Source organism: Candidatus Micrarchaeia archaeon, assembly GCA_041650355.1.
Taxonomy (GTDB): domain Archaea; phylum Micrarchaeota; class Micrarchaeia; order Anstonellales; family Bilamarchaeaceae; genus JAHJBR01.
Genome location: JBAZLI010000027.1, coordinates 1 through 10714 on the forward strand (window position 1 = coordinate 1; position 10714 = coordinate 10714).

Annotated in this window: 18 protein-coding genes and 1 tRNA gene; 18 read left to right on the top strand and 1 reads right to left on the bottom strand. The window is 51.6% G+C overall.

Features of this window, described 5'->3' with window-relative positions; genetic code table 11:
• From WC488_02725 to WC488_02805, 17 genes are all read left to right on the top strand, one after another.
• Positions 1–234: hypothetical protein (locus tag WC488_02725; GenBank protein ID MFA5077316.1), on the top strand; the 234-nt coding region annotated here is incomplete at its 5' end.
• 51 nt (positions 235–285) lie between these two features.
• Positions 286–948 carry a hypothetical protein gene (locus WC488_02730; protein ID MFA5077317.1) on the top strand — a complete coding sequence of 221 codons (663 nt, stop codon included), beginning with the start codon at positions 286–288 and terminating at the stop codon, positions 946–948.
• Positions 945–1268, top strand: a complete 324-nt coding sequence (locus WC488_02735) for a hypothetical protein (protein MFA5077318.1) — start codon at positions 945–947, stop codon at positions 1266–1268. Before WC488_02730 ends, WC488_02735 begins: the two co-directional genes overlap by 4 nt.
• Positions 1252–1656, top strand: a complete 405-nt coding sequence (locus WC488_02740) for a hypothetical protein (GenBank protein MFA5077319.1) — start codon at positions 1252–1254, stop codon at positions 1654–1656. The genes WC488_02735 and WC488_02740 overlap by 17 nt, the downstream gene beginning before the upstream one ends.
• Positions 1657–2052 carry a hypothetical protein gene (locus WC488_02745; GenBank protein MFA5077320.1) on the top strand — a complete coding sequence of 132 codons (396 nt, stop codon included), beginning with the start codon at positions 1657–1659 and terminating at the stop codon, positions 2050–2052.
• Positions 2053–2078: 26 nt separating this feature from the next.
• Positions 2079–4760: an AAA family ATPase gene (locus WC488_02750; GenBank protein MFA5077321.1), complete on the top strand. Its 2682-nt coding sequence runs from the start codon at positions 2079–2081 to the stop codon at positions 4758–4760.
• A gap of 122 nt (positions 4761–4882) precedes the next feature.
• Positions 4883–5242 carry a 50S ribosomal protein L7Ae gene (gene rpl7ae / locus WC488_02755; protein MFA5077322.1) on the top strand — a complete coding sequence of 120 codons (360 nt, stop codon included), beginning with the start codon at positions 4883–4885 and terminating at the stop codon, positions 5240–5242.
• 8 nt (positions 5243–5250) lie between these two features.
• Entirely contained in the window at positions 5251–5457 is a 207-nt protein-coding gene (locus tag WC488_02760) for a 30S ribosomal protein S28e (protein ID MFA5077323.1), read from the top strand.
• A gap of 5 nt (positions 5458–5462) precedes the next feature.
• Positions 5463–5648 (top strand): 50S ribosomal protein L24e, encoded by a 186-nt coding sequence (locus WC488_02765; GenBank protein MFA5077324.1) that lies wholly within the window; start codon positions 5463–5465, stop codon positions 5646–5648.
• Positions 5649–5697: 49 nt separating this feature from the next.
• Complete coding sequence (gene ndk / locus WC488_02770) at positions 5698–6159, top strand: nucleoside-diphosphate kinase (GenBank protein MFA5077325.1); 462 nt, start codon at positions 5698–5700, stop codon at positions 6157–6159.
• A 28-nt stretch (positions 6160–6187) separates the two neighbouring features.
• Entirely contained in the window at positions 6188–6676 is a 489-nt protein-coding gene (locus tag WC488_02775) for a deoxyuridine 5'-triphosphate nucleotidohydrolase (protein MFA5077326.1), read from the top strand.
• Between the two features lie 17 nt (positions 6677–6693).
• Entirely contained in the window at positions 6694–7443 is a 750-nt protein-coding gene (locus tag WC488_02780) for a thioredoxin domain-containing protein (protein MFA5077327.1), read from the top strand.
• 91 nt (positions 7444–7534) lie between these two features.
• On the top strand, positions 7535–8545 hold the full coding sequence (locus tag WC488_02785; GenBank protein MFA5077328.1) for a hypothetical protein: 1011 nt from the start codon (positions 7535–7537) through the stop codon (positions 8543–8545).
• Between the two features lie 313 nt (positions 8546–8858).
• A tRNA-Leu gene (locus WC488_02790) sits at positions 8859–8942 on the top strand.
• A 72-nt stretch (positions 8943–9014) separates the two neighbouring features.
• Complete coding sequence (locus WC488_02795) at positions 9015–9353, top strand: hypothetical protein (GenBank protein ID MFA5077329.1); 339 nt, start codon at positions 9015–9017, stop codon at positions 9351–9353.
• Positions 9354–9451: 98 nt separating this feature from the next.
• The gene (locus WC488_02800; GenBank protein MFA5077330.1) at positions 9452–9676 is read left to right on the top strand and encodes a hypothetical protein; all 225 of its coding nucleotides are present in this window, start codon (positions 9452–9454) and stop codon (positions 9674–9676) included.
• Between the two features lies 1 nt (position 9677).
• On the top strand, positions 9678–10088 hold the full coding sequence (locus WC488_02805; protein MFA5077331.1) for a PIN domain-containing protein: 411 nt from the start codon (positions 9678–9680) through the stop codon (positions 10086–10088).
• Between the two features lie 3 nt (positions 10089–10091).
• On the opposite strand, the gene WC488_02810 is transcribed toward WC488_02805, so the two are convergent.
• Positions 10092–10502: a secondary thiamine-phosphate synthase enzyme YjbQ gene (locus WC488_02810; protein ID MFA5077332.1), complete on the bottom strand. Its 411-nt coding sequence runs from the start codon at positions 10500–10502 to the stop codon at positions 10092–10094.
• A gap of 101 nt (positions 10503–10603) precedes the next feature.
• Between WC488_02810 and WC488_02815 the strand changes: the two genes are divergently transcribed.
• Positions 10604–10714 (top strand): NAD(P)-binding protein (locus WC488_02815; GenBank protein ID MFA5077333.1); only part of this gene is annotated, 111 nt, incomplete at its 3' end.

Genomic DNA, 10714 nt, shown 5'->3' on the forward strand with positions numbered 1-10714 from the left:
ACCGCGTTATGCAGCGGCATAAGGAGCCTCATCCCGATAGTCGCATTCCTGATGATAGTTGCTGCGGGAGTGATTTACGCGGCAGGCCAGCTCCTCGGCGCTGAAACCAGGGCAAGAGCCTCAGTGTGGGCGACAGCGATGCTCATCGGAGCTCTCATAGGCCTTCTCATCGTGGTAATAACCCCTACGATACTGGGCGCGCTTTACGGTGGCGTCGGAGCATACAGCTGCTGATTTTTTTCTTTTCTTCCTATTTTTTAATTCCTTCTTCTTATTCTATTCCCTATGCGAGGCTATCTCTCGTTCCTGCTCGTTCTCGCAGCTTTGGCAATACTTATTCTCTTAGCCAATTCCTACACCAATTCCAAATCCGTGAACCTTTCAGGAGCGATAGCCTTGGAGAGAATGGAGCAATTGAGTTTAGATGCAAAACGCTCAATGCTCGTTTCAGCGAAATACGGCGCAATGGCCGGCTTCCTGGGCTACATGGCTGAAATAGCCTCAACAGGCGGGATTGCTGCGTTCGACCCTGCAGAGGCAAAGGAAAGAGTGAAGGACGGTGCCTACGCCTCCCTTCTAATGTTCAATCCGTCCTATGATGATTTTGAAACAAGTGCGTGGTGCGGCGAGCTGGGTGAGAGCGAAGTGGGAAAGATAGCTGAGGATTCTTTGCTCGAAGGTGCTCCGAAAATGTGCTTAAATTGCCAGCCAATCCAGTCTCCGCTTTGCAGGGATTACATAAATGTGAATGTTCTTGCAGACCCGCAGGCGAAAACCTTCTCGATAGCCGACCTATCTTTAGGCTCGATGAACCTGGGGGGAAAGCCCAAGCTTTTCGGAATCACTTTCTATTCGCAAAAGCTCAACATCTCAAAGGTTTCCTACATCCCCACAAGCGAAAAGATATTCGAAATTCCATATCAAGCGCCGCCCGAGCTGATGCAATGAAAGCCCAAATCTCCGTTGAATTGTTATTCAATTTCCTCTTCATGCTCATACTAGTCTCAGCAATTTTGGCGGCGTTCTCAACGCTTTCCTCAGAGGCGAAAGCGCACGGCGCAAGAGTGCTGGAAAAGGCGAAAATAGAGGGATTCGCAAGAACCCTGGACAAGAGCGAAATTATCCATCAGGACAGGTTCGCGATAAGCGGGAACTATTCAATCGGGGACATAAGCGCAGAGGGTGCGTTAGTGGGCGAAAGCGAAGGAGGAAAGGTTTTCGGATACACGATTTACGGAATTGGTGGAAGCGATGGCGAACCGGTGTAAAGCATTCCTTTCGTTCGATTTCCTTTTTTCCCTAATTCCCATTCTGCTCATAGTTTCCTATACGCTCTACTACGCGTCCTTCCTCCAGTCCAGGGCCGAAGAGAATTTAGAGCATCAAGCCCTTTTCAACAAGCTGGTTTCAGCGAGCGATTACGTAGTAAAAATAGGGGCGGCGAAAACAGAAGGGAATTTTTTCCCTGAAAAGAAGGTTTACCCGAACCTCATCCCTTCTGAAGATTTCTCCAAATTGCAGGGGGATTTGGAAAAAAGGCTCCATTTCAATTCTTTATACGTCAGTTTCGAGGAGGGAAAAGGAACATGCATCTACAGATTAGTCGTTTACGAACCCACGAATGAGATAAGAAAGCTCTATTTCTGCGGTGAATGAATGCAAACGCTCGAAGCCATCCTCTCTTTGCTCGTCCTCGTTTCCTTATCCATCTTCCTTTTCATACCCGCAGAAGCGAAACTAGACAATTCAGTATACCTCTATTCGCTCCAGGGCGACGTGGAAAACGTGATGCACCTGAAAGACGGTTTGGAGAACATAAGCGAAGGAAATGAAATCGCGATGAAAATTTACGAAGAAACCGGACTGTGTATGGAGTTCAGCGAGACCGACATCACTTCATACCCAGTAGCAAAAGGCAGGTACGCCCAGGTTTCGGTCCCGCAGCTGAAGGAGCTTGGTTTGGAAGCGAACGGAAGCGAAGTGGACGCAGGGGCGCTCAACCTCACCGGTTTCAAGCCGAATTCGTTTTCCTTCGGTTTGTGCAATAATTAAAAACCTCGGCTCATAATCCCGTGCATATGCAATATGCGCAAAAGAGCATATCGGGCCAGAAAGTGAAGGCCTACGCCAAAATCCTCCAGGCAGACGAGAGCTTCTGGCACGGATTCCTGGTGTTCATAGGCGCGCTCGCGGTGCTTTCCGCGATTCCGTTTTATCCCATCATACTGGTTCCAGCTTTAGCGTTGGTATGCGGCGCAGTTGCATACAGATACCCTGCGCTGGGAACAATCCTGAGCGTGCTTCTTGCACTCCCATCCTTTGCATACCAATCCCCTGAATTCGGCTTCCTTTTCCTTCTGGTAGTAGCAATCACTTTGTTCGAGGCGTTCGAGCACTGGGCGATAATTTCCGGCTTGGAAGCGTTGGTGTTCCTCCCGTTCATGCCATTTCCGCTTTCCCTTCTGGGGGGTTTCGTAATCCTGGGGCTCATAATAATGGCGTGCAATTTCGGCTCCTCGAAAACACTCCTGGTTTCCATTCCAGCGGTATTTCTCATACTTTTCCTCTCTTCAATATGGGTTCAGCAGAATTCTGCGCACATGCCCCTGAACCTGGACGCGTACCAGCCGGCTCTGGAAACGCTCCAGAAGAACAGGCCGGCAGTGGATATACTTTCAATTCCAAGTGAAACAATAGGCGCGTTCTCCTCCATGGCCACCCTCTCGTTCCTGGGCACGTTCAACGAAACGCTGGGCAAAGCAACCGCAAACACCATAACCCTGCTGTTAGCTGACAGCGGTTTGATTCAATTGGTATTCTGGTCGTTCGTGCTCTACGCCGCGAGCTTCCTCTCTGGAAGGATAAGGGGGAAGCACGCCCAGCTCATATCCAGCTCGGTCCTCCTCTTGATACCTCTAGAGTATTATTTCCTTTCGCAGTTTTTTAACTACCAGTTCCAGTACGAAACCGTGTTCTACATCATCGCTTCTATTGCAATCATAGGAGTGCTCGAGGCCAAGAACATGAAATTCAGCCAGGAAGGCTCGATAATGAAAAAGGAGAAGCTCAAGAGCTTCGGGAAATTCGGCGTGAAGGATTTGAGTCTGGAAGGGGGCGAGAAATTCGACGACGTGGGAGGATACGAGGACGTGAAGGAGGAAATAAGGGACGCGGTGATGCTCCCGCTGGAGAAGAAGGATTTGGCGTACACGTACGGGCTCACTCCGCCCAAGGGAATCCTGCTCTTCGGACCTCCGGGAACCGGAAAGACGATGATAGTGCGCGCTCTCGCGAACGAGATAAGCTTCAGGCTTTATTACGTGAACACCTCCGAACTGCTCAGCAAATGGTATGGTGAATCCGAAAAAAATATTGCGGAGCTTTTCGCCGACGCGAGGAGGAACGCGCCCTGCATAATAATGTTTGATGAAATTGACTCAATAGGGAAGAGCCGCTCCGGATACAATGACGATGTGACCCCGAGGGTGCTCAGCGTGCTTCTGCAGGAGATAGACGGGGCGGTGAGCAGCGGGAAGCCAGTGATGATAATCGGAACAACGAACATACCCAACGAACTGGATGCAGCGCTCCTGAGGCCCGGGAGATTCGACAAGATAATCTACATGCCCCTTCCGGACAAGGAGGCAAGAAAGCAGATATTCAAGGTGTACGCGAAAAAATACCCGTCCGAGGAAATAGACTTCGAGAAGCTCGCGAAGAAGACCGAGCGATTCTCAGGCGCAGACATAAAGAACATCGTGGACGAAGCCGTGAAGATAATCGCGAAGGAGGCGGGAAAGAAGGACATGGTGGTTCCCCTCACTGCCGGAGTGCTGTTGGACGTGGTTGGAAGAACCAAGCCTTCGGTAAGTTTGGCCCACCTTGAGGATTACGAGCGGTTCAGAATGGACTTCGAACGGAGAATGGGCGGGAAAGGCGAAAAAGCCCAGGAGGAGAGCGAGCCAGCCGTAAAGTGGCAGGATGTCGCTGGATTAGAGGACGTGAAAAGAACGCTTTTGGAAACCATACAGATTCCGCTCATGCACGAGGAGCTGATGAAGCAGTATAAAGTAAAGCCCAGCAAGGGAATCCTGCTTTTCGGGCCGCCTGGATGCGGCAAAACGCTCATAGTGCGCGCGGCTTCAGGCGAGCTCAAGGCAGCGTTCATTACAGTGAGCGGCGCGGAACTGGTGAAAAGAGGATTCACGCAGTCAGTTTCAGTTCTGAAGGAGGCGTTCATGCGCGCAAAGGAGAACACCCCAGCAATACTGTTCATAGACGAGATAGAAACGATAGCCCCTTCCCGCGCTCGCGGAGGAGGCGACATAGTGGGCCAGCTGCTCACGGAAATGGACGGGATGAAGGAGCTGAAAGGGGTTGTGGTGATAGGCGCGACGAACAAGCCCGACATCCTTGACCCGGCAATCCTGAGGCCCGGAAGGTTCGACAAGATATTCTACATCCCGCCCCCTGATTTGGAAGGGCGGAAGCAGGTGTTCCAGATAAACCTAGGGGATTTCAGCAAAGGGGTGGATTTGGAGAGGCTTGCGCAGGAAACCGAGGGATTTTCCGGAGCCGACATATCCTCCCTGGTGCAGAGCGCGAAGATGGAAGCGTTGAGGGAAAAGATAAAGGGCGGAGCCCCGAGGATAACCACAGCGCAGCTGCTCAAGATACTGGAGGGGCGCAGGCCTTCGATAACCGATTCGATGCTTGATGAATACCAGAAGTTCGTGAGCGAATACGGGGAAAGGCGCTAACTTTATAAACTGTTCCGGAGATTAAACTAACGTTATTTTCGGCTAATTTTTGCGGTTTTAGAAACTGTAAGCCGAAACGCTATACCAATGAAGACCTATGAAATGAAAATCGAGGTGTAAGAATGGCAGGCTATGTGAAGAATCCGACGCCGGACGAAGTGAAGGGCAAAATCGCCGAAGCTTTGTCCATGGTCAAGGATACCGGAAAAATAAGGAAGGGAGTGAACGAGGTAACCAAGGCGATAGAGAAGAAGACCGCCATGCTCGTTATCGTAGCAGAGGACGTGCAGCCCCCGGAAGTGGTGATGCACATCCCGATTCTCTGCGAGGAGAAAGGCATACCATGCGCTTACGTAAACACCAAGAAGGAATTAGGGACGGCGGCAGGGCTCATAGTTCCCACTTCCTCGGTCGCGATTGAGAACGCGGGCGGAGCCAAGGAGCTCGTGAACGACATAATAAAGCGGCTCCCCAAGAAATAGGTGTGTGAATGGCAGAAGGTTTTCCAGCCGAAATAGTAGAGGTAAAAGCCAAGACCGGCGTTTACGGGGAGATTTACCAGGTGCTCTGCAAGGTGCTCGCAGGCCCGGACACCGGGCGCGTCATCATCAGGAACATCAAAGGGCCGGTGAAGAAAGGCATGGTAATCATGCTTCTTGAAACCGAAAGGGAGGCCAAGGAGATAAGGCCAAGGTGATTCGGATGCCTAACTGTTATTTCTGCGGCGACGCGCTCAAGAGGGGCTCAGGAGTGATGTACTCCAAGAAGGACGGCACGGTCCACTATTTCTGCTCGAGCAAATGCACAAAAAATTCCCTAAAGCTCAAGAGGGAAGGGCGGAGGGTGAAGTGGACCAAGAACGCGCGCGAGTTCAAGGCCAGGCAGTGACTTTTCCTTTTTCCAGCTTCCATTTTCATATTCCAGTTGAGGTGTTTGTATGGACAGGACTCTCGTTCTTTTGAAACCGGACGCAATCCAGCGCGGCCTCATGGGCGAAATAATCGCGAGATTCGAGGCCAGGGGATTGAAATTAGTGGGGCTCAAGATGCTTAGGATGGGCAGGGAGCTCGCGAAGGAGCACTACTCCCATCTCGTAAGCAAGCCGTTCTACCCTGATTTGGAGAAATTCATGACGCACCACCCGATAGTGGCTATGGTGCTCGAGGGGAAGGAGTGCGTCCAGGTCGTGAGGGACATGATGGGCCCCACGAATTCCAGGAAAGCGCTTCCCGGAACCATACGGGGGGATTTCAGCATGAGCACATCCAGGAACATAATCCACGGAAGCGACTCGCCAGAGACCGCGGAGAAGGAGGTGAAGCGCTTCTTCAAGCCCGAAGAGCTCCACGAATACAAGTTCTCAAGCTCTGATTACGCGTACGCTCCTGACGAGCAGTGAATTGACGCTATTGATAATCTGTGATGCAATGATACTCCCGAAGGAACTGCTCGTGAAAGGGGATTTGGTAAGGGATTTCATAGGCGAAAGCCAGTTCCAGCCCGCAGGCGTGGACGTGACGCTCAAGGAGCTCTATTCTTTCAAGAACGCGGGGAAGATCGATTTCGACAACAAGGAGCGCAGGATAAGCGACGTTGAACCCGTTCAGTTCGTGAACGAGGAAATGAAGCTCGCGCAGGGCGCGTACAAGGTGATATTCAACGAGTACGTGCGCATCCCGCAGGACGCCGCGGCTTTCTGCTATCCGCGCTCCTCGCTGCTCCGCTCAGGCATTACATTAAGCTGCGCGGTCTGGGATCCTGGATACGAGGGGAGGAGCGAGGCGCTCCTGATAGTCTCGAACCCGCACGGAGCCATACTAAAGCGAAACGCTAAAATAGGGCAAATGGTGTTCATAAGGCTGCTCGAAAAGACGTCCTATTCGTACGCCGGAGTGTACAAGGGCGAGAACAAGTGAAGCAGGCAGGTGAAGGCATGGGGAAGGAATATCTAATAATCCTGGCGCTGGTTGCGGCGGCCATAGTGTTCTACGCGTCCTACGGCTACATCTTCCCGCCCCAGCAGAACATAAGCGTGATAAGCAACCTCTCTTTCATGGTTTCCCCTGGCTCCAGCCCGGTCCTCGGGGACGCGAACGCCCCGATTTACATCGTCGAGTTCACAGATTACCAGTGCCCGTACTGCAAGAGGCACGCGGTCCAGACGTTCCCGCTCATAGAATCCAACTACGTGGAATCCGGGAAAGTGAGGTATTATCTAAGGGATTACCTCCTCCATCCGAATTCCAAGGCCGCTGCCACGGCCGCGAGATGCGCCGGGGAGCAGGGCAAATACTGGGACATGCACAAGGTCCTTTTCGAAAGGCAGGAGGAATGGGCGTCGCTTTCCGGAGACATGGCTTCGGCAAAGTTCGGCTCCTATGCGAACGAACTAGGACTAAATGGAGCGGCGTTCATACAGTGCTACGCAAGCGGAAAATACGATTCCTCCATAGTGGTAGACCAGAACGACGCGCCCCTTTACGGGCTTTCAGGTACCCCATCATCCGTAATCGTGCTCCCCAAGACCGCGAACGAGACCTACCTCCTCGACGTGCTTTCCAGGCACGAGGATTACGCGTCCAGCGGCTATCTCTCGCTTTCCCGGGACCCTGAAGGGAACTACGTGTTCTTCGTGAAGGGCGCGTTCCCCTACGGAATATTCACCGAGGTTCTCGGGAGCTGATTGCACAACAAAAACAAAAGCAATATAAATGGGGCAATCCATAATAATAGTGGTCAAATAATTACAAATAAGGTTTTTGATGGGTGAACAAATGAACAACCAACAAATAGCCATATACGCATTGATCGCCCTGGTGGCGCTCGGCATAGGATACGGAGCATCCTCCATCTTTTTGCCCCAGCAGAACGGGAACGCCACGCTTCTCGAAAATTCCACGAATCTTTCTGTTGCCCAGCCGGACATGGCCCAGATAAACGCGCTCAAGGTTGCGCTCGAGGGCCTAATTCAGCTCCAGTCCGGAACTGCCACCACGCTCACATACGTCGGCATGGAGGACATGGGCAACTTCGTGAATGTCAATTTCAAGGACCAGAACGGCGCGGCGATGCCGCCCATATCGGTTTCCAGGGATTTTCAGTACCTCTACCAGGGCGCGACCAAGATAACTGATTTCGCGACCCAGGTGCAGCTCGCGCAGGAGGAGGAGCAGCAGGCTAGCCAGCCTGCCCAGGTTCCCAAATCAGACAAGCCGGTGCTCGAGGTTTTCGTTATGAGCTACTGCCCGTACGGCATACAGGCCGAGCAGGCGGTTATCCCGGTCCAGACTCTACTGAAAGGGAAAGTGGATTTCAAGATACGGTTCGTTGATTACGCGATGCACCCGAGCTCAGGGGAGGTGCAGGAGAACCTCAGGCAGTACTGCATGCAGAAGGAGCAGGAGGACGCATACTGGAAATACCTGAGCTGCTTCGTTTCGAGCAAGGACAGCGCGTCCTGCCTCGCTACTGCGGGAGTGGATAAGACCAAGCTCGATGTGTGCTACAACACCACCGACCAGCAGTACAACCTGACTAACATGCTCAACGACAAGAGCACCTGGCTGAGCGGCGCGTACCCGCCTTTCCCGCTCGAATCGAATCTGAACGACCAGTACGGGGTAGGAGGTTCGCCCACATTCGTGCTCAACGGGGTCCAGAGCCAGATTGGAAGGACGCCCGAGGGAGTAAAAGCCGCGGTTTGCGATGCTTTCAACACTCCTCCGGCGGAATGCAGCACCACGCTCAGCACCTCAGGAACGACTGCGAGCGGCTCGTGCGGCTGATTTTTCCTTTTTAACTTTTTCCTAATTTTCTTGTTTTCGTTCGCCTACTTCTCAATTTTAAATTTAATCATTGCAGAATTATTCTTGCAGAAAGCGGTTTGTTTGCCTGTTTCGGCGAATACCTACCAAATCGCTGATGTGATTAGATCCCTAAAAACAGCGTTCTTTTTGGGGGTGAATACCTCAGCCCCTTTTTCTTTCTAAGAAAAAGGGGATATGGTGCAGGGGTGGCGGTTTCAGATTTGTCGACATTTCGACAAATACCCGCCAAATCGCCAAAGGCGATTCAAGCCCCTGCGCTCACTGCGTTCGCGCAGGGGTGGCGGAGTGGTCAAACGTGCAGGGCTTAGGACCCTGTGCCTTAGCGGCTACGAAGGTTCGAACCCTTCCCCCTGCATTTCTACTCTGAGAAAAGAATACCCTACGCATTTTTTAATTTTCCCGTTATTCATGTGGTGATGGTGTTTGCATGAAACAACTGTTCTTAGTGCTCATCTTGGCGGCGTCCGCATCCGCATCCCCGGCTGGGATTCCGCCCAGCCTGTTTCCGTGCCTTGAGCAGTGCTGCGACAGCTACAGCGGCACGTTTGACTCGGCAACCGGCTACTGCGATACGGACTACGACACTTCGGTGTCCCCGGGATTTTCGAGCTGCCAGTACCAGTGCAACATTGGCAGCATGGGTTCCGGGGCAGGGAACACGCCCGGTTCAGGTTCGGCCGCAGGTTCCCAATACGACCCTGCTTCCATGTGCTGCGTTCCGGCATTCATCCTGCTCGCGGTCCTCGGGTTAGCGCTCAAAAACTGACAATCTATTCCCAAATCACTTTAACTAAAATTCCTTCGGTACCTCCAATATAATCTGTGTTTATATTTATTTGCACATAATATACTTATGGTGATAATATGACAACCATGACACTGGCGGTACCTGCCGAGCTGAAGCATAAGCTGGAGGAATTTCCAGAGATAAACTGGAGCGCAGTTGCAAGGCAGGCATTTATGCAGAAAATCAAGGACCTTGAATTCCTGAAGCAGTTCAAGGCGGAAAGCGAAATGAGCGAAAAGGAAGCGCTGGATTTGGGAAAGCGGCTTAGGAAGAACCTTGCAAAGAAATTCAGGGACGGATAGCATGGATATTGTAGTGGATGCCAACATCCTGTTTGCAGTGATGATAAAGAAAGGCATCACTGAAAGGATTTTGCTGTCCAATGACCTGCATCTCTACGCCCCTGAGTATATCTTTGTTGAGTTCAGGAAACACGAGAAGGATATTCTGGAAATTACGGGGAGAACTAGTGCGGATTTTCTGAAGCTCGTGGAGCTCTTGGAAAGAAGAATCGAGCTGGTTCCGGTTCTTGAGTTCAAGCATTATATGAAAGAAGCCGATTCTCTCCTTGAAGACAAAGACGATGCAGCATATCTGGCCGTCTGCCTTGCCAAAGCACTGCCGTTATGGTCGAACGACAACGGGTTCAGGAAGCAGAATCGGGTAAAAGTTTATACTACTCAGGAATTAATCGCGATTCTTAAGCTGGACTAGCATTTATTCCCCAATCACTTTAACCAGAACTCTTTTCTTTCTCTGCCCGTCGAATTCGCAATAGAAAATCTGCTCCCAGGGCCCCAAATCCAGCTTTCCATCTGTTATGGGCATAACCACCTGGTGGCCCATGAGCTGCCTCCATATGTGCGAAGCAGCATTGTCCTCGCCAACGTTATGCGCGTATTGCGCGTGGTACGGAACAAGGCGCTCCAGAGTGCGCTTGAAATCAGAAATCAATCCGCTCTCATCATCATTCACAATCACAGCTGCGGTGATGTGCATCGGATTCACGAGAACCAGCCCTTCTTTCACCTTGCTGGCTTCCACGATTTTCTCCACTTTTTCGGTTATGCGCACGAATTCTATCCTTTCTTTAGTATGGAATTCCAGATATTCGGTTTTTGCTCTCATGAATCCACCTGCGGAAGCCCTGGGATAAGACGAGATGAACCTATAATTATTTAAACCAAACAGAGGGATATGTAGTGGGTTTAATTCTGGGGGGATAAACTATGCCAGTGAAAGTAGTGGTTGTAGGTGCCGGACCGGGCGGCATGTTCGCCTCTTATCTCCTGTCCAAGCACGGCCTTGACGTTACGCTCGTGGAGATGGGCGAGGACGTC